The 22,142-nt window shown below is 62.7% G+C and carries 19 protein-coding genes; 5 read left to right on the forward strand and 14 right to left on the reverse strand.

Going from position 1 to position 22,142, the window contains the following annotated elements; translation table 11 throughout:
• Positions 1-163: 163 nt before the first annotated feature.
• The 7 genes from ACS0VV_RS00585 to ACS0VV_RS00615 form a co-directional block, all read right to left on the reverse strand.
• Positions 164-847, reverse strand: a complete 684-nt coding sequence (locus tag ACS0VV_RS00585) for a glutathione S-transferase family protein (RefSeq protein WP_483530807.1) — start codon at positions 845-847, stop codon at positions 164-166.
• Positions 844-1,302 (reverse strand): hypothetical protein, encoded by a 459-nt coding sequence (locus ACS0VV_RS00590; protein ID WP_483530808.1) that lies wholly within the window; start codon positions 1,300-1,302, stop codon positions 844-846. The genes ACS0VV_RS00585 and ACS0VV_RS00590 overlap by 4 nt, the downstream gene beginning before the upstream one ends.
• On the reverse strand, positions 1,302-1,820 hold the full coding sequence (locus ACS0VV_RS00595) for a DUF2141 domain-containing protein (protein ID WP_483530809.1): 519 nt from the start codon (positions 1,818-1,820) through the stop codon (positions 1,302-1,304). Before ACS0VV_RS00595 ends, ACS0VV_RS00590 begins: the two co-directional genes overlap by 1 nt.
• Before the next feature lie 148 nt (positions 1,821-1,968).
• Positions 1,969-2,604, reverse strand: a complete 636-nt coding sequence (locus tag ACS0VV_RS00600) for a CoA transferase subunit B (protein ID WP_483530810.1) — start codon at positions 2,602-2,604, stop codon at positions 1,969-1,971.
• 1 nt (position 2,605) lies between these two features.
• On the reverse strand, positions 2,606-3,067 hold the full coding sequence (locus ACS0VV_RS00605; protein WP_483530811.1) for a hypothetical protein: 462 nt from the start codon (positions 3,065-3,067) through the stop codon (positions 2,606-2,608).
• A gap of 13 nt (positions 3,068-3,080) precedes the next feature.
• The gene (locus ACS0VV_RS00610; protein ID WP_483530812.1) at positions 3,081-3,890 is read right to left on the reverse strand and encodes a hypothetical protein; all 810 of its coding nucleotides are present in this window, start codon (positions 3,888-3,890) and stop codon (positions 3,081-3,083) included.
• 3 nt (positions 3,891-3,893) lie between these two features.
• Positions 3,894-4,613, reverse strand: coding sequence for a CoA transferase subunit A (locus ACS0VV_RS00615; RefSeq protein ID WP_483530813.1), 720 nt, complete (start codon positions 4,611-4,613; stop codon positions 3,894-3,896).
• 455 nt (positions 4,614-5,068) lie between these two features.
• On the opposite strand from ACS0VV_RS00615, the gene ACS0VV_RS00620 reads away from it, so the two are divergent.
• Positions 5,069-7,375 carry a CDC48 family AAA ATPase gene (locus tag ACS0VV_RS00620; protein ID WP_483530814.1) on the forward strand — a complete coding sequence of 769 codons (2,307 nt, stop codon included), beginning with the start codon at positions 5,069-5,071 and terminating at the stop codon, positions 7,373-7,375.
• 256 nt (positions 7,376-7,631) lie between these two features.
• On the opposite strand, the gene ACS0VV_RS00625 is transcribed toward ACS0VV_RS00620, so the two are convergent.
• Positions 7,632-8,720 (reverse strand): mechanosensitive ion channel family protein, encoded by a 1,089-nt coding sequence (locus tag ACS0VV_RS00625; protein ID WP_483530815.1) that lies wholly within the window; start codon positions 8,718-8,720, stop codon positions 7,632-7,634.
• 40 nt (positions 8,721-8,760) lie between these two features.
• A complete protein-coding gene (gene polA / locus ACS0VV_RS00630) occupies positions 8,761-11,595 on the reverse strand; it encodes a DNA polymerase I (RefSeq protein WP_483530816.1) in 2,835 nt (944 codons plus the stop codon).
• 199 nt (positions 11,596-11,794) lie between these two features.
• On the opposite strand from polA, the gene ACS0VV_RS00635 reads away from it, so the two are divergent.
• The gene (locus ACS0VV_RS00635) at positions 11,795-12,058 is read left to right on the forward strand and encodes a hypothetical protein (RefSeq protein ID WP_483530817.1); all 264 of its coding nucleotides are present in this window, start codon (positions 11,795-11,797) and stop codon (positions 12,056-12,058) included.
• 128 nt (positions 12,059-12,186) lie between these two features.
• Here ACS0VV_RS00635 and ACS0VV_RS00640 read toward each other — a convergent pair whose 3' ends face one another.
• Positions 12,187-13,236, reverse strand: coding sequence for a serine hydrolase (locus ACS0VV_RS00640; protein ID WP_483530818.1), 1,050 nt, complete (start codon positions 13,234-13,236; stop codon positions 12,187-12,189).
• A 449-nt stretch (positions 13,237-13,685) separates the two neighbouring features.
• On the opposite strand from ACS0VV_RS00640, the gene ACS0VV_RS00645 reads away from it, so the two are divergent.
• Positions 13,686-15,857, forward strand: a complete 2,172-nt coding sequence (locus ACS0VV_RS00645) for a DUF305 domain-containing protein (protein WP_483530819.1) — start codon at positions 13,686-13,688, stop codon at positions 15,855-15,857.
• A 102-nt stretch (positions 15,858-15,959) separates the two neighbouring features.
• On the opposite strand, the gene ACS0VV_RS00650 is transcribed toward ACS0VV_RS00645, so the two are convergent.
• From ACS0VV_RS00650 to ACS0VV_RS00660, 3 genes are all read right to left on the reverse strand, one after another.
• Entirely contained in the window at positions 15,960-16,214 is a 255-nt protein-coding gene (locus ACS0VV_RS00650) for a hypothetical protein (RefSeq protein WP_483530820.1), read from the reverse strand.
• A gap of 81 nt (positions 16,215-16,295) precedes the next feature.
• The gene (locus tag ACS0VV_RS00655) at positions 16,296-17,318 is read right to left on the reverse strand and encodes a copper resistance protein B (protein WP_483530821.1); all 1,023 of its coding nucleotides are present in this window, start codon (positions 17,316-17,318) and stop codon (positions 16,296-16,298) included.
• Positions 17,318-19,111 (reverse strand): copper resistance system multicopper oxidase, encoded by a 1,794-nt coding sequence (locus ACS0VV_RS00660; protein WP_483530822.1) that lies wholly within the window; start codon positions 19,109-19,111, stop codon positions 17,318-17,320. The genes ACS0VV_RS00655 and ACS0VV_RS00660 overlap by 1 nt, the downstream gene beginning before the upstream one ends.
• A gap of 64 nt (positions 19,112-19,175) precedes the next feature.
• Here ACS0VV_RS00660 and ACS0VV_RS00665 point away from each other — a divergent pair, with 64 nt between their 5' ends.
• Together ACS0VV_RS00665 and ACS0VV_RS00670 are read left to right on the forward strand one after the other, a co-directional pair.
• Positions 19,176-19,445: a metal-sensitive transcriptional regulator gene (locus ACS0VV_RS00665; protein ID WP_483530823.1), complete on the forward strand. Its 270-nt coding sequence runs from the start codon at positions 19,176-19,178 to the stop codon at positions 19,443-19,445.
• Positions 19,446-19,530: 85 nt separating this feature from the next.
• Complete coding sequence (locus ACS0VV_RS00670; RefSeq protein WP_483530824.1) at positions 19,531-20,145, forward strand: DUF2231 domain-containing protein; 615 nt, start codon at positions 19,531-19,533, stop codon at positions 20,143-20,145.
• Positions 20,146-20,207: 62 nt separating this feature from the next.
• Here ACS0VV_RS00670 and ACS0VV_RS00675 read toward each other — a convergent pair whose 3' ends face one another.
• A complete protein-coding gene (locus ACS0VV_RS00675) occupies positions 20,208-22,049 on the reverse strand; it encodes a DUF885 domain-containing protein (protein WP_483530825.1) in 1,842 nt (613 codons plus the stop codon).
• Positions 22,050-22,142 lie beyond the last annotated feature (93 nt).

Raw genomic sequence — 22,142 nt, forward strand, 5'->3', positions numbered from 1 at the left:
GCATTTCCTGTTCTGTGCCTGATACAATCCCGCGTTTGGTACACCGAATAGCGCCCTACGGCGGAATAGGTGTGCGCGCTGCTCGCCCAAAGTCCACTTTGCCACGCCCCAATGCCGACACCCGCCAACAATAGAGTAAGGAGCAGCGGCCGGAACCGTGTCATCAGGCCGCCCGATAATCCGCCACGATTTCGCCGGTCGCGCCGACCTCGGCTTCGTGGCTTTCCTCGCGCCAAGTCTCGGCCAGCGCCTCTTGCTCCCATTGCTGCATGGCGGGGTGGGCGAGGATGTGGTCGACCCATTTCTGCGCCGCGCCGACATCGAGTCCGTGGGTGCGGATGCGGAAGGCGACGGGGGCGTAGAAGGCGTCCATCGCGGTGAACTCCGCGCCAGCGAGCCACGGGCCGCCGAAGCTCTCCAGACCTTGGGTGAACAATTCGGTGATCCGCGCCACATCCTTGCGCAGCGCCGCATCATGCGGTGCCATTTTGACCCGCACGCCGACATTCATCGGGCACTGGTTCCTGAGCGCCGAGAAGCCGCCATGCATCTCCGCCACACCGCACATGGCAAAGGCGCGCGCGGCCTCGTCCTTTGGCCAGATGCCGTCATGCCGTTCCGCGAGATAAAGCACGATGCCGAGCGAGTCCCACACCGTCCGCTCGCCGTCGATCAGGACGGGCACTTGCCCGGTGGGGGAGAAAGCGCGGAAGGCTTTGTAATTCACCGACTGGGTGAACGGCTCCAGCCGGTCGGTGAAGCGAATGCCCAGCGCCTGCATCAGCACCCAGGGCCGCAGCGACCAGCTCGAATAGTTCCGGTTCGCGGTGATCAGCGTGTAGGTCATGCAGCGCTCCTTGCCGACATAGCGGGCCATGCCTTCCATGCGCCCACGCCATAGGCAATGCCGTAGACCATCACGATCAGCGATGACCAGAGGGTAAAGGCGTCGGTCAATTCGGGTCGCCAGAGGTGCAGCGGAATGAGTCCGAAACCGCGCACCAGATAGATCGCCGAAATCGCCACCAATCCGGTGCGCAGCAGCGGCAGGCGGGCGAAGCGGCCCGCGCCGGAAAAGGCGAAGAGCGCCCAGATGGCGAGGATCGCGGCGATGCCCAGTGTCATGAGATGCGGCCAGAGCGCACCGCGCGCCGCTGCCATCGCGATTTGCTCGCCCGCGCCGAAAAAGCGGTACCATTCCTCGCCGCCGACAATGCACGCCACGTGCAGCGCCGAAGCGGCAAGCGACAGCCACCCTCCCGCCACGAGCCATGTCGAGCCGGGACTGGCGGCGACGCGCATCAGTCGCGGTATTGCATATTGATCGTGATGCGGGTCACACCGCTGCCCGCGTTAAAGCCGGTGCGGTCAACGCCCGGCGGTGTCGGGATGCCGAGGAAGCTGCCAACGCGCGGATTGTTCGACATGCCCACGCCGTCGGTCGAATAATCGACTTCGCGGTTGCCGTTCTCGTCATGCTGCACGGCGATGGCGTAGCGGCCGGTCGAATCGAGCGGCACGCACACTGTCATGCTGCCCTGGCGCGGGCGCGCATCGAGGCGGGTGAGATAACGCTGGCTGCGCAGCCAGTCGCGATCGGTCGCATTGTAGGTGCGCACGAACAGATTGCCGCGCGAAGATCGCAGGCCGGTGATCGTCACCCGCACGGCGGGGCCTTCGCCAGCCGCGCATTCGCCCATATCGTTGCTGATGACGCGGGCATATTGCGCGGCGGCGGGCACGCTGACGCTCATCGCGCCGAGAACTGCTGCTGCCGCCAGAACTGTCTTGCCACGCGCGAAGCGTTTGAAAGAAATCATGTCGGTTCCACCTGTTGCCGGTCAAAACTTGGCTGCGACACGCAGCACACGGATTGGCGCGCCCTATCCACACTCTTCACTGACTCTGCGCTGAACCTGTGATGGGAACGCCACCGCGCTTTACAAGGCTTTACCGGCGGCAGAGGTCCTAGCTGACGTAGTGCGCGGTGGTCTTCGCCGCCACTTCCTCGGCCGTGACACCTGGGGCCATTTCGATCAGCCGGAACGGGCTGTCATGGTCGGGCCGGTGGAACACGGCGAGATCGGTGATGATCATGTCGACGACATTGGTGCCGGTCAGCGGCAGCGTGCATTCGGGGATGAATTTGGGGTCACCATGTTTGCTGGTGTGTTCCATCACCACGATGATCTTCTTGACGCCCGCGACCAGATCCATCGCGCCGCCCATGCCCTTCACCATCTTGCCCGGGATCATCCAGTTGGCGATGTCGCCGTTCTGCGCCACTTCCATCGCGCCCAATACCGTCAGGTCGATATGTCCGCCGCGGATCATGCCGAAGCTGGTGGCGCTGTCGAAATAGGCGCTGTGCGGCAGCTCGCTGATCGTCTGCTTGCCCGCATTGATGAGGTCGGCATCCACTTCGTCGGGATAAGGGAACGGCCCGATGCCCAGCATCCCGTTCTCGCTCTGCAGCGTCACCTGCATTCCTTCAGGAATATGGTTCGCCACCAGCGTGGGAATGCCGATGCCGAGATTGACGTAGTAGCCGTCTTGCAGCTCCTTGGCGGCGCGGGCGGCCATTTCATCGCGGGTCCAGGGCATTCTATTTCTTCCTTTTTACGAAAGTAGTTGCGCTCTTGGCGACACAGCCCGAAGGCATAGGTCGCTGCGGGCCTTTTTCCCAGCCTCGCTCAAGCATGTGTGTCGCGATCCAATAGCCGGCGTGATGGGTCGTGTAATACATCCCGTAGTTCTTCCCCAGAGCTTCAACCAGGCGATGTTCCATGCCTGAAAGGGGTGGCAGTCCTTTCTCGGCGGCGGCTAAAGCTTCTTCGATGGCCTCCGGTTCACCGCATATTGCCTCGATCTCGAGCATTAGAGGATGATCGTGCGGCAAGCCCCCACCGGGATCACGGAGGAGATCATTGTCGACAATCAGCTCCATCAATCGCTGAGCTTCCGGATCTCGTATCGCATCGAAACGGGTCTTTGCGTTTCGATAGAGCTTGAGAATGTCCGCGCTCGATCTCGCGGATAGCTTTTCTACGGTCCAGGCATTGGGCACGAGCGGTAATCCTTCAATTGACGGGATTGGGAATGAGGAACCAGCTGGAGCCGAGCATCGGGTCGAGCGCTTCGGCAGCGGCGGGGTCGCGGAGGAACAGGAACAGATCGTCGAAATCGCTGCGTGTGTCGCCCGCCATGGCGATGACGCAGTGGGTTTCGAGCAAAGCGCGGCGGCGGCGCTGCTTCTCTTCGCCGGGGAAGCGCATCACGAACAGCGGGTCGCGGCGCGAGGGGTCGAGCCCGGTCGCCTCCAGAATATCGCGCACCCGCGCGGCATCGGTCGGCTCGCGGTCGGTCATCCACGCAATCGCGATATTGCGCCCGCGCAAATGGCTGACCACCGCGCGCAGTTGCGGATCGGAGAGGCGCGGCGCGTCCAAAGGCATCAGCCCGCCTTCGGGATCGAGATCGATCAGCACGGCGGGAATGCCTGCCTCGCAGCGCGCGCGGGTCGGCTGCACCGCGCTGGGATTGGCGAGCAGGGCGGAGAAACTGCCTTCGAGCGATTGGTCCTCGCTCTGCGGCAGTGCCGCCTCGGCAAAGACCCGCAGATCGCCATAGGGGCCGATCGAGGGTACAGGAAGTGTGGGTGCGGGCAGTTCGCTGGCGGTGATAATGGTGTAGCCCGGCAAATCGCCGACATCGACATCGTCCACATCGCGGTCGGTGCCTTCCACCAGCGCCTGCAACGTGCGCTCGCCAAACACCGCGTTGGACGCCATCACCCCGCCCGCCGCCAGCGGAATCGCCGCAGCCGCCAGCACGCAGCCTTGTAGGAAGGCGGCGCTGGCGAGCGCAAGGGCAGGGCGGGCGATGCGCAAGGGTTACGCCGCCTCGCGCTCGCGGGTGGTCGTGAATTCGATCTTCTTGTCATACGGCGCGCCCACGATCATGCGCTGGACGAAGACGCCGGGGAGGTGGATGGAGTCGGGATCGAGCGAACCGGCGGGCACCACTTCCTCGACTTCTACCACGCAGACCCTGCCGCAGGTGGCGGCGGGCTGGTTGAAATTGCGCGCGGTCTTGCGGAAGACGAGATTGCCCGTCTCGTCCGCTTTCCATGCCTTGACGATCGAGAGGTCGGCGAAAATACCCTTTTCGAGGATATAATCCTCCGGACCGCTTCCGGTGTCGAACTGCTTCACTTCCTTGCCTTCGGCGACCTGCGTGCCGACACCGGTCTTGGTGTAGAAGCCCGGAATGCCCGCACCGCCAGCGCGCATCCGTTCGGCCAAAGTGCCTTGCGGGCAGAATTCGACTTCCAGCTCGCCCGCCAGATACTGCCGCTCGAACTCCTTGTTCTCGCCGACATAGCTGGAGATCATTTTGGAAACCTGCTTGGTGCGCAGCAGCTTGCCGATGCCTTCATTGTCGATGCCGGCATTGTTGCTGGCGAAGGTCAGGTTCTTCACCCCGCTCGCCTGGATCGCATCGAGCAGCCGTTCGGGAATGCCGCACAGGCCGAACCCGCCCGATGCGATAAACAGGCCGTCTTTCAGCAGCCCGTCAAGGGCGGAGGCGGCATCGGGAAAGAGCTTCTGCATGGGTCATGTCCTTACAAACAAATGGTGCGGTCATCGCTGGCAGCAGATAAAGGCTCGGGCACGGCCTGTCACCCCGGCGCGATAACCGGCAAAGCGCGCGTTGCGCTGCAACATTTTGCTGTGATTGGCAAACGGTCCGCCGAAAATGACAGCGATGTCAGGAAAAATGGCATTTTAAAATGGTTATAAAACATCAACTAAGACTTCGATTGCATTCGATGCAACTCGCATTGCTCATTTCGCACTTGCGAAATGATCTGGGTCAAAGCATATCTCTCCCTGCCTTTCAGGCATCCTCTCCCAAAACTTTTCAGGCCCGGTTGGCTTATCCAACCGGGCCTTTTTTCTTGCCCCGGCGCGGAGACGTTGCCGCGAGGGCCGAATGGACATTTGCAATCGTTCCGCCCGCCACCTAACTCCTGCCGCAGATTAGAACGCGAGAGGAATGTTGCCGCATGGCCAAGGATGACGCCGCAGGTCTGGAAGCTGGCGAAGCGAGATTGCAGGTCGCCGCCGCGCGGCAGGAGGAATCGGGCAGGGGCGTCGTGCGGATGCCGCGCAGCGCGTTCCAGACGCTGGGCATTACCGAAGGCGATGCGGTAGAGATCACCGGCAAACGCGCCACGGTGGCGCTGGCGCTGCCCGCCTATGACGAGGACGAGGCGCTCGACGTTATCCGTCTGGATGGCTTGCAGCGCGGCAATGCCGAAACCGCCTCGGGCGAGCACGTCATCGTCCGCCGCGCGCAAAGCAAGCCCGCGACCCGCGTCGTGTTTGCTCCCGCGCGCAAGGAAATGCGCCTGCAAGGCCCGACCGAGGCGCTGAAGCGCGTCTTTTTCAAAAAGCCGGTGGTCGCGGGCGATCTGGTCGCCACGCATGGCCAGCAACCGGTGCAGAATGTGCCACCCGAAGTGCGCCGGATGTTCAACGCGCCCGCCTATGCGTTGACGCAAATCCGCCTGCAAGTCGTCAGCACCAGCCCCAAGGGCATCGTGCATATCGACGAGGATACCGAAGTCGAACTGCGCGCCGAATTCGAAGAACCCCGCGATGCGCGCGGCATGATCAATTACGACGATGTCGGCGGCATGGACGATACGATCAAGGCGCTGCAGGAAATGGTCGAGCTGCCGTTGCGCTATCCCGAGCTGTTCACCCGCCTCGGCGTCGATCCGCCCAAGGGCGTGCTGCTGCACGGCCCGCCCGGCACCGGCAAAACCCGGCTGGCGCAGGCGGTGGCGAACGAGAGCGATGCCGAATTCTTCATTATCAATGGCCCAGAGATCATGGGCAGCGCCTATGGCGAAAGCGAAAAGCGGCTGCGCGAGGTGTTTGAGGAAGCCGAGAAAAGCCAGCCCGCGATCATCTTTATCGACGAAATCGATTCGATAACGCCCAAGCGCGAACGCACGCAGGGCGAGGCGGAAAAGCGGCTGGTCGCGCAACTGCTTACGCTGATGGACGGGTTGCAATCGCGCGCCAATGTGGTGGTGATCGCCGCCACCAACCGGCCCGATGCAATTGACGAGGCTTTACGCCGCCCCGGCCGGTTCGACCGCGAAATTGTGGTCGGCGTTCCCGACGATAATGGCCGCCGCGAAATTCTTGCCATCCACACGCGCGGAATGCCGCTGGGCGAGGGGGTCGAGCTGATGGAATTGGCGCGCTCCACCCACGGCTTTGTTGGCGCCGATCTGGCCGCGCTCACCCGCGAGGCGGCGATTGAAGCCGTCCGACGGATCATGCCCAGGCTCGATCTCGAAGCGCGGGAAATTCCCGCCGAAGTGCTGGACGAACTATGCGTCGAGAAGTCTGACTTCCGCGAGGCGCTGAAGCGCGTGCAACCTTCCGCCATGCGCGAAGTGATGGTGCAGGCACCCACGGTGAGCTGGAGCGATCTGGGCGGGCTCGATGACGCTATCGACAAGTTGAAAGAAGGCGTCGAGCTGCCACTGAAAAACCCGCAGGCGTTTGACCGGCTGGGCATCCGTCCAGCCAAGGGATTCCTGCTTTACGGCCCGCCCGGCACCGGTAAGACCTTGCTGGCAAAAGCGGTGGCGAAGGAAGCGGAGGCGAATTTCATCTCGATGAAAAGCTCGGACCTGCTTTCCAAGTGGTATGGCGAAAGCGAGCAGCAGATCGCCAAGATGTTCGCCCGCGCGCGCGCTGTTGCGCCTTGCGTGGTGTTCATCGACGAGATCGACTCGCTAGTGCCCGCACGCGGTTCGGGCGCCAGCGAACCGCAGGTCACCGCGCGCGTGGTCAATACGATCCTCGCCGAAATGGACGGGATGGAGGAGCTTTCCTCCATCGTCGTGATCGGCGCGACCAACCGCCCGGCGCTGGTCGATCCCGCGCTGCTGCGCCCCGGCCGGTTTGACGAGCTGGTCTATGTCGGCCCGCCCGATGCTGCGGGGCGCGAGCATATTCTGAAGATCCACACCAAGAATATGCCGCTCGCCAAGGATGTCGATCTGGCGGCGATTGCCGCAAAGGCCGAACGCTTCACCGGCGCCGATCTGGAAGACGTGGTGCGCCGTGCCGGCCTTGTCGCCATCCGCCGTTCGGACGGAGCGCCCGAAAACGTCACCAAGGCCGATTTCGAGGAGGCGATGGAAGACAGCCGCGCGACCGTGACGCCGCAGATGGAAGTCGAATACAAGAAGATGAAAGGCGAGCTGAAGAAACGCGCCGCCGAAGTCCGCCCGATCGGCTTCATCACCGACGGAATGGTGGAAAGCACCCGGGATTCGAAGCATTAGTTTGTTTCAGCCCGCGCATCCGCGCGTGCCGTCCTCGGTGCTATTCGCTCCGCCGGGACTTCGTTCCGGCTGCGCGGCACCTGCGGGTCGCGCTGTGCGCTCGGTCGCTCGTTTTACTCGCGATCTTCGATGGCGCAGAGTTGAAATCGGCTGCGACTAGCAGCCGACAGAGCCCGAACGGGCGACCGCAGCGGGCGCGAAGCGTAGCGGAGCGCGTCTAGCGAGGACGAGGTCGCGGATGCGGCCTCGCAACAAATCAAATATTCCCCCCCGCTTCATCCGCTTTCGGGTGCCCGCCGGGAACCTCCAGCCGGTGGCGGATCAGTGCATCGGGGAGATTTGCGCGCAGCCAGTCGAGCATATGCTCGCGCAGTTCGCAGCGCAGCGTGAACAGATCTCCGATCGTGGCCGAGCTGACCGACAAACGCAGTTGCACGCTTTCCGGATAGGCTTCGGTCATCAGCGTCTGCACCGTGCGCCCGTCCCACAGCGGATGCGCGGTGACGAAGCGCTCCACCTCGGCGCGGATCGGCGCGATGTCGGCTGCCGGATCAAGATGCAGGAAGACCGGCCCGGTCAGTTTTTCGTTCCGCCGTGACCAGTTCTCGAAGCTCTGCTCCAGCACTTGTGCAGTCGGCACGATCACTGCGCGTTCGTCCCACGTGCGCACGATCAGATAGGCCATGTGGATTTCCTCCACCCGGCCCGTATGTCCGTCGATCACCACCAGATCGCCCAGCCGCAGCGGCTCGGTAATGGCGATTTGCATTCCGGCGATCAGCGATTTCAAGGCAGGCTGCGCCGCCGCACCAACGGCCAAAGCGGCAAGACCGGCAGAGGCGAGCAGCGTCGCGCCGATATTCTTCACCGCCGGAATGGTGAACAGCACCAGCCCCACGGTAATGACGATGATCGCCACCGTCGCGGTGCGCGAGAGGATGGCGATGCGCGTGCGGCGGCTGCGCGTGGCGACGGGATCGGCAGAGGCATCCAGCCGGTATTCCAGCACGGCGGTAAAGGCGCGCACGGCCGCGTAGGCGATCCAGCCAAGCAGCAGCGGGCGGATAAGCGTGGCAACCGGCTCCCACACCTGTTCCAGCGCGGGCACGGCTTGTGCCACGAGTGTGACCGCGATAGCGATGGCCGACCATTTTATGGGATTGCGGATACGCGTGAGGATCAGGTCGTCGGCCTGGTTTTCGGACTGCCGCGCAATCCGCAGCACCACCGCATAGATGATGCGGAAGGCGGCGTATGCGACCAGCACCGCGAGGATGAGCGCGACCGTAGCAACGCCCAATTCCTCCCACTGTATGCTCCAGTTGCGCGGATCGAAACGGTACATCAGGCAAATCCTTCAAGCGCCCGGCTGCTGCCGGGTCACATCAATGCGCCGCGTCCCAGCTGGCGCCTGTCCCGATCTCAATCCCCAGCGGCACCGAGAGTTCCACCGCAGGCAGCGCGGCCTCCGCCATCACCCGCTCGATCACGGGGCTGGCGGCGGCGACATCGCCTTCGGGCAATTCAAACACCAGTTCGTCGTGCACTTGCAGCAGCATCCGCACATTGCCGAGGCCTTCCGCCTCCAGCGCGGGGAGCATCCGCACCATGGCGCGCTTGATGATATCGGCGCTGGTGCCCTGGATCGGCGCGTTGATCGCGGCACGCTCGCTGCCTTGCCGCTCCATCTGGTTCTTCGCATTGATGCGCGGGAACCATGTCTTGCGCCCGAACAAAGTCTCCGAATAGCCCTTCGCCCGCACGCTTTCCAAAGTGGAGTGGATGTAGGCCTGGATGCCGGGGAAACGCTGGAAATAGGTGTCGATCTTGGCCTGCGCCTCGTCCGCTTCGATACCGAGGCGGGTGGCGAGGCCCCAGCGCGAAATGCCGTAGAGAATGGCGAAATTGATCGTCTTCGCCGCCGCGCGGGTGTCGCGGGTCACTTCGCCATACATTTCCTTTGCGGTGCGCGAGTGGATGTCCTCGCCGTTCGCGAAGGCTTCTTTCAACTGGGGCACATCGGCCATATGCGCAGCGAGGCGCAGTTCGATCTGGCTGTAGTCGGCGGCGAGCAGGACATTGCCTTCCTCGGGCACAAAGGCCTTGCGGATCTGCCGCCCGATCTCGGTGCGGATCGGGATGTTCTGCAAATTGGGATCGGTGGAGGACAATCGTCCGGTCTGCGCGCCGACAAGGCTGTAGCTGGTGTGCACGCGCCCCGTGTCGGGGTTGATCGCTTCCTGCAAAGCGTCTGTATAGGTGCTCTTGAGCTTGGAGAGCTGGCGCCATTCGAGCACCTTGTTGGCAATCGGCGCGCCTTCGCCTGCAAGGCGTTCGAGCACGCTCTGGTCGGTCGAATACTGCCCGCTCTTGCCTTTCTTGCCGCCCTTGTAGCCGAGCGTGTCGAACAGCACTTCGCCCAATTGCTTGGGGCTGCCGATGGTGAATTCTGTGCCTGCTTCGGCGTGGATGTCCTTTTCCAGCGCGGCGATCGTTTCGGCAAAGGTTTCGGACAGGCGCGCAAGTTCGGCGCGGTCGACCTTGATGCCTTCGCGCTCCATCCGCGCGACCACCGGGATCAGCGGGCGGTCGACCCGCTGGTAAATCCGCACCGCGCCTTCATCGGGCATCCGGCGGGCGAGATGCGCGTGGAGCCGCCATGTCACATCGGCATCCTCGGCGGCGTATTGGGTGGCTTTGTCCAATGGCACTTCGCCAAAGGGAATCGCCTTCTTGCCGGTGCCGCAAATGTCTTTGAACTTGAGCGGGCTGTGACCGAGATGGCGTTCGGAAAGCTCGTCCATGCCGTGCCCGCCGCCGATCCCGTCTTGGCTGCGGCCAGCATCGAGATCAAAGCTCATAATCATCGTGTCATCGACCGGGCTGACAGCAATGCCGTGGCGGGCGAGCACGTTGATATCGTATTTGATGTTCTGTCCGATTTTCACCACCGCTTCGCTTTCCAGCAGCGGTTTGAGCGCAGCTATGGCGGCGGCGCGGTCGATCTGCTGGGGCTTTTCGGCGAACATATCGCTCCCGCCATGGCCCAGCGGAATGTAGCAGGCATCGTTCGGGCCGAGCGCGAGGCTCACCCCAACCAGATCTGCGGAAATGGCATCGAGGCTGGAAGTTTCGGTATCCACCGCAACCGAATGTGCGGCACGGGCGCGGGCGATCCAGTGCTCCAGCCGCTCGATCGTCTGCACCGTCTCATAGGCCGAGCGGTCAATGTCGGGCATTTCTGGCAGTGGCTGCACATTGCCTGCGGGTGCGTGCGCTTCGCCTTTGGTGTCGGCCTTGGCGGGGTTGAGATTATTGGCGCGCACCGGACTGCCGGTGCCTGCTTCCAGCCGCTTGAGCAGCGAATTGAAGCCATGCGTTTGCAGAAATTCGGCCAGCGGTTCGGGCGGAATGCCGTCCAGCTTCATTTCATTGAGCGCGATAGGCAGCGGGCAATCGCTTCTCAGCTCCACCAGCACACGGCTCAGCTCTGCCGCCTCGCGCCCTTCGAGCAGCCGCTCCTTGAGCTTGGATGGCTTCATGTCCGGAGCCGCATCAAGCGCAGCGGCGAGTGAGCCGTTCTCCGCGATCAGTTTCGACGCGGTCTTGGGCCCCACGCCGTAAATGCCAGGCACATTGTCTACGCTGTCGCCCATCAACGCGAGGACATCGCCCACCAAAGCAGGCGGGACGCCGAATTTTTCCTCGACCTCGGGGATGTAGATGCGCGCATCCTTCATCGTGTCGAGCATATCGATGCGCGCACCGTCTTTCTCGCCGACCAGCTGCATCAGATCCTTGTCGGAGGAAACAATAGTGACGTCGAAGCCCTCCGCCTGCGCGGCGAGCGCGTAGGAGGCGATCATATCGTCCGCTTCGACATCGGGTTCCTCGATCAGCGGCAACGAGAAGGCGCGAGTCGCGTCGCGAATTAGCGGGAATTGCGGGACGAGGTCTTCGGGCGGCGGCGGGCGATTCGCCTTGTATTCGGCATAAATGTCGTTGCGGAAGGATTTGGAGGATTTATCAAGGATAACAGAAAGATGCGTCGGCCCGTCGGCCTTGTCGAGATCATCCGCCAGCTTCCACAGCATGGTGGTGTAACCGTAAACCGCGCCTACCGGGGTGCCTTCGGGGTTCGTCAAAGGGGGGAGCCGGTGATACGCCCTGAAAATATAGGCTGATCCATCGACCAGATAGAGATGCTGCTTGTCCGCCATAATGGCCTGCTAGCACGCCATTTTCCTTGGGTCAGCCGCGAATCCCGTGACCGTCCCGGCATTTTTTTGCCCCAATTGTGCCACATTCCTCTTGCGCTTGCCCAAATGTGGCATTATTTGGGCAGTGAGCTGGGCGGGAAGTCTGGCTTGAGACCGGGGGTTCCGTTCTCATCATTATCGCAATTAAGGGGTTCATCCTATGCGTAAGATCGTTCTCGTTGCTGCCGCTGCTGCTGGCGCTCTCACCCTCGCTGCTTGTGCAGAAGAAGCTGCTGAAACCGAAGCTGCTGTTGAAGAAACCGCTGCTGACATGGAATCGGTTGCTGACGAAGCTGCTGACACCATGGAAGCTGGCGCTGAAGAAGCTGCTGACACCATGGAAGCTGCTGGCGAAGAAGCCGGCGCTGCTGTTGAAGAAGCTACCGACGCTGCTGAAGGCGCAATGGAAGAAGCTGCTGAGTAATTTCAGCCGGTTCTTACCGATTACGAAAGGGGCGTGGCCAGCGATGGCCGCGCCCTTTTTCTATGTCCAGAGGGGGCTTTGCGAGAGCGGCATGACGGGGAAAAAGAGCGCCGCGTGCTGGTCGGCCGTCAACGCGCGGCGGAATATCCGAAATTGCCCTGGGTGCCATAACCGCGCTGCGCTTCATCGGCGAAACCGTCGTACAGCGCGCGGGCGATGCTGGCGATGCGCGCATTGCGATCGGTCGGCGAGTTCTGACCCGTGACATAGATCGCTACGACGATCGTGCGGCCATCGGGCCCGGTGATAATCCCGATATCGCTGGCAACGCGGTGCAGCGTGCCGGTCTTGTGCGCCACCGTAACGCCTGCAGGCATCAGCGCCGGAATGCGGGTGGTGCCGGTGCGGCAACGCTCCATCGCGTCGATAATGATGTGGCGGCTTTCACGGCTGAGCCAGCGGCCCTGATAGATCCCGGCGAGCAATTGCACCATCGCCTCAGGCGTGGCGCTGTCGCGCGGGTCGATATAGTGGCGCGCGTCGAATTCGCGATTGTCGCGCACCAGCGTGGCGATATCGCGGTCGAGGCTGAATTCGGTAATCCCCGCGCGGCGCATCCAGTCATTGACCGGTTCAACCCCGCCCATGGCTGCCAGCAGCGCGTCGGTCGCCGGATTGGAGCTGCGGGTAATCATCAGGTCAATAAGTTCGTGCGCGGGCAGATACTCGCCCTGACGGACAGGCGCGCGTGCGCTGCTGAGCGGCGTCGAATTGACCGGCACGAGCAGCGGATATTCCGCCGTCAGGCTCCAGCGGCCCTGATCCACGCCTTCGAGATAGGCGGCAGCGATGGCGATTTTGCTGGTGCTGGCGAGCGGAAAACGCTGGTCGCCATATACGGAAATCTGCCTACCCGTCGACAGATCGAGCGCCGCGACTCCGATCCGCCCTTCGCTGCCATCGGCAAGCTGCGCGATGCGCGCTTCGAACGGTGTCGAATAGGAAGGGGTAAAATCGCGCGGCGCGCGCACTTCGGTGCCGAATGCGCGGTCAAACGCCGCCTCGAACCCGCCCGATTGCGCCAGCGAATGCGACTGGCTTTGCGCCTGCGCAGGCGAAATCGCTGCAACTGCCAGCGCGATGGGAGAAAGAATGCGAGCGAGCCGTGTTAGTTTCATATCATCTTTCTGCCGGAAACATGCTTTGCAAATGATTAATATTGTAAACTCTGGCGATAAGGGCGCGACGAAACGCACAAAAATTTGGCTGTATTGAGCCTGATGACCCGAATCGGACGCAAATCAGGTCTTTTTTGTAATCCGGGGCGCTGCGATGGCTGGCAGGCAGTTACGGACCTTCCCCTATATCCGCACATAGCGACATAGCCCGCAAACCGTCCCGCCCCGAGCCGGCCCCGCGCCCGCTCCGAGCCCGCCCCGAGCCCGCCACATGTCACCTCCGGTCGCCCATTGTGACACGTTCATCGCAGGTTCTCCTGCGCTCTGCGATGGTGCAACTATGTCGCAGCAGGCCCATTCCCTGTCCTGCGGCCCTTATTGTGTTGACGCGGGCCGAACTTATCGGCTTGATGTTGCGGGACAGACTTACCTGTGGAGAGACCCATACCATGATCCTACGCCGTTCCCTTCTTGCGCCGCTGTCGCTGAGCGCCATGCTGCTGGCCAGCACCGCGCCGGCCTTTGGCCAGAGCGCTTCGCTGATCCAGCCGGGAGAGCCGGGCGCCCAGTCGCGGATGCTCACCGCTTCCGAAGCGGTTGCCATCGCAGATTCGACCTTCACCGCTGCCGACGTTGCATTCATGCAGGGCATGATCGTGCACCACCAGCAGGCCGTCGACATGGCCAATCTGGTGGAAGGCCGCACCGATAATGCTGCGATCCGTGGCATTGCCGGCCGCATCCTGACCTCGCAGGAGCAGGAAATCGGCCTGATGAGCGACTGGCTGACCCAGCGCGGCCAGCCGGTGGCCCCCGGTGCTATGAACCATGCGGGAATGGACCATTCCAACATGGATCACTCTGGCCATCACGGCATGGACCATTCGGCGCATGCCAACATGGCGGGCATGGCGACCCCTGCGCAGATGGCGCAGCTTGCCGCATCGAACGGCGCGGCGTTTGACCGCCTGTTCCTGCAGCTGATGGTTGCCCATCATGCGGGTGCGATCACTATGGTCGACACGCTGCGCGCCGCACCGGGTTCGAGCAATGACTCCTTCCTCGAACGCTTCGCCGCCGATGTGGTGAATGACCAGACGTTCGAGATCAACCGGATGAGCCGTCTGCTTTCCACCATGACCGATCCGCGCGAAGGCCTTTCGCCCGGTGTCTATGATGCGGGCGAAGCGATCCTCAATCTCGAGCACGTTCATTTCCAGCCCAAGCCTGCCGGTTTCTATCCTGAAGGTGCGGAGCTTCCCGAAAGCGTGCCGAGCGTTGAAGGCGATGACCGCCCGGTTTTCGCCACGGGCAGCTCGTTCTCCTTCGCCAACACCGACATCGCTTTCTCGGGCGATCTGATGGTGGCGGGCAGCTATCACGGGTTCAACGCCTATCGCCTTGACGAAAACGGCATTCCCAACCTCGTCAGCTCGGTGGTTTGCCCCGGAGGCCAAGGCGACATCTCGATTGTCGGCGACATCCTGATCATGAGTGTCGAGGAAAACCGCGGGCGCACCGATTGCGGTCTCGAAGGCGTGCAGGAGCGCGTTTCGGACAAGCGTCTGCGCGGCCTGCGCATCTTCGACATTTCGGACATCACCGCACCGCGCCAGGTCGGCCTCGTCCAGACCTGCCGTGGCAGCCACACCCATTCGGTGGTCGATGTGAATGACGAGCGTATTCTCGTCTACAATTCCGGCACCGGCGGCGTGCGCGCGCAGGAAGAGCTGGAAACCTGCGTCAATGCAGGCCCGCAGGACGAACGCACCGCGCTGTTCAGCATCGACGTGATCGAAATCCCGCTGGCCAATCCGCGCGATGCCCGCATCGTTTCGAGCCCGCGCGTTTTCGCCGATAACGAAGGCAATATCGCCGGCCTGTGGCAGGGCGGTAACCACGGCCCGAATACGCAGTCGACCCGTCCGACCGACCAGTGTCACGACATCACCGTGTTCCCGACGCTGAATCTCGCGGCGGGCGCATGCTCGGGCAACGGTATCCTGATGGATATCTCCGATCCGTATAACCCCGTCCGGATTGACGCAGTGACCGATGAAGGCTTTGCCTATTGGCACTCGGCCACCTTCAACAATGACGGTTCTGTCGTGCTGTTCACCGACGAATGGGGTGGCGGCGGCGCGCCGCGCTGTCTGCCGACCGACCCCGAAACCTGGGGTGCCGACGCCTTCTACTCGATCGAAGACGGCCAGCTGGTGCGTCGCGGGACCTTCAAGATCCCCGGCGTGCAAAGCGAGCTGGAAAACTGCGTCGCGCATAACGGCTCGATCATTCCGGTGCCGGGCCGCGATATCTTCGTGCAGGCATGGTATCAGGGCGGCCTGTCGGTGATCGACTTCACCGACCCCGACAACCCGTTCGAAATCGCTTACTTTGACCGTGGTCCAGTGAGCGACACGCAGGTGCAGACGGGCGGTTACTGGTCGGTCTACTGGTATAACGGCCGCATCTACGGCACCGAGATCGCACGCGGCATCGACGTGTTCGAGCTGACGCCGAGCGAATTCCTCACCGCCGAGGAAATCGAAGCTGCCGAAAATGCGGATATGGGTGAAACCTTCAACCCGCAGACCCAGTATCCGGTCACCTGGCCGGAGTAATCGGACTGGTAATCAGGCTCGGGAAATTCTCGGGCCTGATACGAAAAAAGGCGGAGCCGGAGCGATCCGGTTCCGCCTTTTTCTTTGCCCTAAACGAAAACTCTAGCCCGCCTCGCTATCAGCCTTGGGGTAATATCGGCGGTAAAGCGTCCACAGCGGAGCGGTGACCATATATCCGGCGAATGCGCCGCCGATATAGAACACGCCCGACTTGCCGCCGCTATAGCCGAACCAATCGGTGACGAGGCCATAAGCCGCCAGCGCTCCGGCGATGACACAAATTCCGGTCAACAGCATTAGCGGGCCGTAGATCAACCAGTTGTTCCGCGTCTTCGCGGGCGATGGTGTGTCGGTCATGGGGCGCACTCCGCAATTCAGGACTGGGCCGGTGCCTAGCATAAATTGGGTGGAGCGCCGCTCCCATGAATATGGCGGAGGTCAGAACCAGGTACGCAGGCCGATCAGGAAAACGATGCCGTCCGCGTCTTCCCCTTCGGCGCGCAGATAGTCTGCCGTGCGGCCGGTCGCCGCTTCATATTCAACGCCAATATAGGGCGCGAATTCGGGCACGAATTCGTAGCGGAGCCTGAGACCGGCCTCGATCTTCGAGAGGCCGACACCCACGCCGCGTTCGGGAATGTCCTGCGCCGAGAGTTCTGCCTCGACCCGCGGCTGCAAAACGAGCTGCTGGGTAAGGCGCATATCGTGCTCGGCCTCGACCCGCGCGGTCAGGTCGCCTTCGATGGACAGGAAGGCGGCAGCATCGACATGGATCATATAGGGCGTCAGGCCTTGCACGCCGAGCACAAGATGGCCGGTCGGATCGGGCGCGGCATCGACCCGCACCCCGGCTTGCAGATCGAACCATGGGCCGATCGCGTTGCTCCACAGCAATTGCGCCTCGGCACTTTCCAGCGATCCGCCAAATTCACCTTCGCCTTCGCTTTTGAGAAAAACGCGGTTGGTGGCGGTGCCGTACCAGCCCTGCACATCCCACAGATACTTGTCATGCTCGCCGCCCAACCGGACTTCGAGCCGCTCGGCAAAGGCGAGGCCGAAGCGCTGGTCGCCATGCATGGCGTGGTTGTAGCGTCGTGCAGGGGCCATCGCCTCGCGGCCCCAGATGGCATCGGCGGCGTGCTGCGGACCGGAGAAGGCTTCGGGCGGGGGCGGGCCGAACGGAATGTCAGGATCTGCGGGCACGGCGCCGTGCGCGGAATGATCCATCGCATTATGGTTCATGGACCCATGATCCATTTGCGAATGGTCCATCGCCCCGTGACCCGCATTATGGCCCGCGTGCGCATCGGCTGCGGGCTCTTCGGGCGAAGTGGGTGCGGGGGAGTGGCCAGCATGATCGCCATGGCCCTCGTGGCCACCATGCCCTTCATGCCCGCCATGATCCTGCGCGGCGGCGGGGGCGCTCAGCAGCGCGGCGCTTGCCAGCAATAGCCAGCGCATCACGCGTCCCCTTCGTCTGGGAAGGGCCGCACGGTGACAACCTGCATCATCCCTGCGTGCATATGATAGAGCAGATGGCAGTGGAACGCCCAGTCGCCCGGCTCATTGGCGGTGAGGTCGAATGTCGCCGTGCTGCCCGGCTGCACCACAACCGTGTGCTTCAGCGGCTGGTGCATATGGTCTGCACCGTTCACCAGCTCGAAGAAATGGCCGTGCAGATGGATCGGGTGCGCCATCATCGTGTCGTTGACTAGCTTCACCCGCACCCGCTCGTCATAGGCGAAGCGGATCGGGTCGTCGGTCACCGCGCTGAACTGCCGCCCGTCGAACGACCACATATAGCGTTCCATATTGCCGGTGAGATGGATTTCCAGCTGGCGGGTGGGCATTCGGTGCGGATTGGCGTGTTTGGCGCGCAAATCGGTGTAGCGCAGCACGCGGTGCGAAACCGTGTCGAGGCCGAGGCCGGGAAAGTCCATCCGGTCGACAGGCATCGGCGCGACCATATCGACGCCCGCGTTCACCTCGACGCTGTCGGGCAGCAGCGAGGTGTCGCGCATAGTGTGCTCCATACCGCCATGATCCATCGGCTCCGCAGCAGCGGCGGGCGCGCCGTGGGCGGAGTGGTCCATGCCGCCAGGCGCACCATGCCCGCCTGCACCATGGCCACCAGCACCATGATCCATTCCGCCGCCATGAGATCCCATGCCCATATCGACCATGGTCAGCGTCACCGGCTCGCGCAAAGGCGGCGGGGTGGCGCGGTGGCCTTGGTGCGAGGTGAGGCTTGCAACGCCCATGCCCGAGCGGTCCATCGCCTCGGCCACCAGCGCGTGGCTGCCATCGGGCGGACGCACGATGACGTCATAGGTCTCGGCCACGCCGATCTGGAACTCGTCCACCTCGACCTCGTCCACATCGATCCCGTCGGCGGCGATCACCCGCATCGGCACGCCGGGAATACGGACATTGAAGAAAGTCATGGCCGAGCCGTTGATAATCCGCAGGCGGATGCGCTCACCGGCATTGAAGGCGAATTGCAGATCGTCGGCAGGGCCGTGGCCGTTGATGAGATAGGTGTAGGTCGCGCCGGTGACGTCGGAGATGTCGCGCGGGTTCATCCGCATCCCGCCCCACATCAGCCGCTCTTCCATGCTCATGGTGCCATCGGTCGCGGTCTGCATCTGGCGGTTGAAATAATGCTCGCCCACCGCGAGCATTCGCGCAATCTCATGCGGGTGGCGCGGGGTAAACTCGCTCAGCAGCACGACGAGGTCGCGGTCATAGCGCGGATCGGGCTCCGCCGCGTCGATCACCAGCGGGCCGTAATGCCCCGCCTGTTCCTGCAAGCCCGAATGCGAATGCCACCAATAGGTGCCGTTCTGGCGGATAGGAAAGCGATACTGGAAGGTCTCGCCGGGGCGGATGCCGGGGAAGCTGACGCCGGGAACACCGTCAAACTGGAACGGCAGCAGCAGGCCGTGCCAGTGGATCGAGCTGTCCTCATCCAGATGGTTTGTGACGTTGAGCGTGACATCCTGCCCTTCGCGCAAGCGAATGAGCGGGCCGGGCACCGTGCCGTTGACCGCGAAAGCGTGCCCGCTGCGATTGCCGGTGGTGAAATGGTGGTTGCGAATGGCAAGGTCGATCACCTCGCCCGAAATCTCGCCAAACCCGTTACGCGCATGGGTGAGTGGGTCGCCTTTGGCCCAAGCGGGGATCGCGAGACCGGCAGCGGCGAGCATACCCGATCCGGCGATAAACTGGCGACGCGACGGCTTTAGAACGGACATTCGCTTGATCTCCTCGCCGCCGCACCTAATATACCCCCCAAGGGTATTCAAGCGGGACTTTGGCATGGCTGACAAGCAAGCAATCCTCAACCGCCTCAAACGGATCGAAGGGCAGGTGCGCGGCATTTCGCGCATGGTCGAGGAAGAACGTTATTGCATCGATGTGTTGCAACAGATGCAGGCGGTGAAGGCCGCCCTTTCGCGTGCCGAGACCGAAATCCTGAAGAACCACGCCGCGTGCTGCGTCGCAGAAGCCATCGCGTCGGGTGACGAGGCCGAGCAGCGGGTGAAATTCAGCGAATTGGTGGAGCTGTTTGCCAAGGCGAAAAGCTGACGCCATTCGTCGAGTTTGGCTGGTAAGTGCGTGTTGCGTCGCCCAGATAGCCGGGGTTCATTTCCTCTGAGCTAAGTGGCTTTCGATGCGTATCCTCCTGTTCGGAATAGTCGTGTGCCTTCTCTTCGCTGCCCCTGCCTCGGCGCATGAAGGCCATGTGCATGGCAAGCCAGAGGTTGAGCAGTCGGAGCCGCAGGCCGAGGCACAGCCGCCCTCCGGCGATGCCGCTGACACCGCAACCGCAAGCGAACCTGCTCAAGCCGAGCCTTCGCCAGAACCCAGTTTCGGGGCCTTGCTCCAGAACCTGCATCCGGCGACGACACACTTCCCCATCGGCCTGCTGATTGCCGCTGCTCTGGTGCAGGCCTTGGCATCCGCACGGAAGTCCGAGCGGCTTGCCGATGCTGCGGGGATCATGGCGATAGCGGGCGGCATCGGCGCCGTCATCACCGCAGCGTTCGGCTGGATCCATACCGGGCTGTGGTTCGGCGGCGACAATGTGATGCAGTGGCATCGTTGGCTTGGCACAGGCCTCGGCGTTGCCGGTGCGCTAATCGCGCTCGCTGCGGCCAGACGGACGACACATCCGGTTCCCTATCAGGCGCTGCTGTATCTGTGTGCCAGCGCGCTGTTGGTGCAAGGCTATCTCGGCGGAGAAATTTCGCACGGCGCGGGCCATCTCTGGCGCTCGTTCCACTGACACGAAGAGGGCCGGAGAGCGAATAACTCTCCGGCCCGTTCCTCGTCAGCGATCGTGGAAGTTCAGCCTTCCTGCTGGCTCGTTTTCCACAAATTCACCCGCCGTTCCAGAATGGAAAGCGGCATCGAACCGCCATTCAGCAGCGTATCGTGGAAGCCGCGAATGTCGAAATTCTCGCCCAGCTCTTCCTCGGCAGCCGCGCGCAGTTCCTGGATGCGGATCATGCCGATCTTGTAGCTGGTCGCCTGCCCCGGCAGCACGAAGTAACGCTGCACTTCGCTGCGCGCGACGGTTTCGGGATTGGGCGAGTTTTCGAGGCAGTAGGCAACCGCCTCGTCTTCGGTCCAACCTTTGGCGTGGATGCCGGTGTCGACCACCAGCCGGATCGCGCGCCACATCTCGCTCTGCAACTGGCCGAATTCGGAATAGGGGTCTTCATAGCCGCCCATCTCCTTCGCCAGCACTTCGGAATAGAGCGCCCAGCCTTCGACATAGGCGGTCTGGTAGGCGCCCTGCGTGCGGAAGCGCGGAATGCCTTCCAGTTCCTGGCTGATGCTGATCTGCATATGGTGGCCCGGATTGCCCTCGTGATAGGCGATGGCTTCGAGCGGCGGGATCGGCATTGCGGTCATGTCCGAGAGGTGCGCGTAATAAACGCCGGGGCGCGAGCCGTCGGGTGTGCCGGGGCGGTAATGCTGCGCCGCGCCAGGCTGTTCGCGGAACGGCTCCACCCGCCGCACTTCGAGCGCCGCCTGCGGCAGACGGCCGAAGAAGTCGGGCAAACGCTCGGTCAGCGTGTCGATGTGCATGGTGGCGCGGTCGATATAGGCTTGCGCGCCCGCTTCGTCGTTGGTGAAGAAGAATTGCGGGTCTTCGCGCACGAAGACGAAGAATTCCTGCAAGGTGCCTTCAAAGCCCACACGCTCCATGATCGCTTCCATCTCGCCGCGAATGCGGGCCACATCGGCGAGGCCGATTTCGTGGATCTCGTCAGCAGTCAGTTCGGTCGTCGTGCTCTCGCCGAGCATATGATTGTAATAGGCCTCGCCATTGGGCAGCGCGCCCACGCCTTGGGCGATTTCATCGGTGTTTTCGATGTCTTCGCTGAACCAGTCGACAACGCGCTGGTATGCGGGCGCCATGCTGCCGGTGAGCGCGGCGCGCGCTTCCTCGCGCAGTTCGCCCGCGCGTTCTTCGGTGATCGTGCCTGCTTCAACCAGTGCCGCAAGGTGGCCTTCGGAACCGGCCCAGAGCGCAGAGGGTTCGCCATCATCGAACGGCGCTCCGCTGATCAGACCCTGCGATTCGGCGATGACCGCATCGTAGGAGAAGCGCGGCGGGCGCGTGCCTGCGGCGGCATTGGCCTGCGCGCGGGCGAGCAACTGATCCATCGCCGGGCCCATCGCCTCAAGCCGCGAGATGAAGGCGACCATGTCCTCTTCGCTTTCCACCGTATGCTGGCTCAGGATGAAGCTCGGCAGGAAGGCGTGGGTGCCCTGCATCTGGTGCAGGATATATTCGTTGTCGAGATATTCCATCCGCGCTGCACTGCTGTCAGCGAGATAGATCATCATGTCGTAAGACTGCTTGGCCTCGTCATCGAGGGCATCATAGTCGAAATTGCCGATCATATCGGCGCGCGCCTGTTGCAGCCATGCGTCCTGTTCCTGAATGCCTTCGACACTGAAATCATCGAGCGCGCCGTAATCGGTTTTGATGCCCAGGCTCGTCTGCAAGATCGGGCTGAAAGCGAGATATTCCTCGAACTTGGTGTCGAGCCAGCTGTTCAGACATTCGGTTTGCGTCGCCTCGGCGCATTCGATGGTGGTCGCAGTCGGCCCCGATGCAGCGTCGCAACCGGCGAGCGCAACCGATGCCAGCAGGATGGCGGCATAGCGTTTCATGGTGTGATCCCCTCTTGAGGTGTTCGTTCTAACGTCCCTGCTGCAAGGTATGGCGGGGTAGCGCGCAAAAGAAAAGGGCCGGAGGTTTGCGCC

It is taken from the genome of Aurantiacibacter sp. KMU-128, assembly GCF_056933515.1.

Bases quoted from the DNA above. Each gene is read 5' to 3' on its own strand.
- ACS0VV_RS00670 (WP_483530824.1), top strand. From the start codon at position 19,531: ATGCGTATCCTCCTGTTCGGAATAGTCGTGTGCCTTCTCTTCGCTGCC.
- ACS0VV_RS00655 (WP_483530821.1), bottom strand. From the start codon at position 17,318: ATGCGCTGGCTATTGCTGGCAAGCGCCGCGCTGCTGAGCGCCCCCGCC.
- ACS0VV_RS00645 (WP_483530819.1), top strand. From the start codon at position 13,686: ATGATCCTACGCCGTTCCCTTCTTGCGCCGCTGTCGCTGAGCGCCATG.
- ACS0VV_RS00635 (WP_483530817.1), top strand. From the start codon at position 11,795: ATGCGTAAGATCGTTCTCGTTGCTGCCGCTGCTGCTGGCGCTCTCACC.
- ACS0VV_RS00585 (WP_483530807.1), bottom strand. From the start codon at position 847: ATGACCTACACGCTGATCACCGCGAACCGGAACTATTCGAGCTGGTCG.
- ACS0VV_RS00615 (WP_483530813.1), bottom strand. From the start codon at position 4,613: ATGCAGAAGCTCTTTCCCGATGCCGCCTCCGCCCTTGACGGGCTGCTG.
- ACS0VV_RS00590 (WP_483530808.1), bottom strand. From the start codon at position 1,302: ATGCGCGTCGCCGCCAGTCCCGGCTCGACATGGCTCGTGGCGGGAGGG.
- ACS0VV_RS00650 (WP_483530820.1), bottom strand. From the start codon at position 16,214: ATGACCGACACACCATCGCCCGCGAAGACGCGGAACAACTGGTTGATC.
- ACS0VV_RS00620 (WP_483530814.1), top strand. From the start codon at position 5,069: ATGGCCAAGGATGACGCCGCAGGTCTGGAAGCTGGCGAAGCGAGATTG.
- ACS0VV_RS00660 (WP_483530822.1), bottom strand. From the start codon at position 19,111: ATGTCCGTTCTAAAGCCGTCGCGTCGCCAGTTTATCGCCGGATCGGGT.
- ACS0VV_RS00595 (WP_483530809.1), bottom strand. From the start codon at position 1,820: ATGATTTCTTTCAAACGCTTCGCGCGTGGCAAGACAGTTCTGGCGGCA.
- polA (WP_483530816.1), bottom strand. From the start codon at position 11,595: ATGGCGGACAAGCAGCATCTCTATCTGGTCGATGGATCAGCCTATATT.
- ACS0VV_RS00675 (WP_483530825.1), bottom strand. From the start codon at position 22,049: ATGAAACGCTATGCCGCCATCCTGCTGGCATCGGTTGCGCTCGCCGGT.
- ACS0VV_RS00665 (WP_483530823.1), top strand. From the start codon at position 19,176: ATGGCTGACAAGCAAGCAATCCTCAACCGCCTCAAACGGATCGAAGGG.
- ACS0VV_RS00600 (WP_483530810.1), bottom strand. From the start codon at position 2,604: ATGCCCTGGACCCGCGATGAAATGGCCGCCCGCGCCGCCAAGGAGCTG.
- ACS0VV_RS00625 (WP_483530815.1), bottom strand. From the start codon at position 8,720: ATGTACCGTTTCGATCCGCGCAACTGGAGCATACAGTGGGAGGAATTG.
- ACS0VV_RS00640 (WP_483530818.1), bottom strand. From the start codon at position 13,236: ATGAAACTAACACGGCTCGCTCGCATTCTTTCTCCCATCGCGCTGGCA.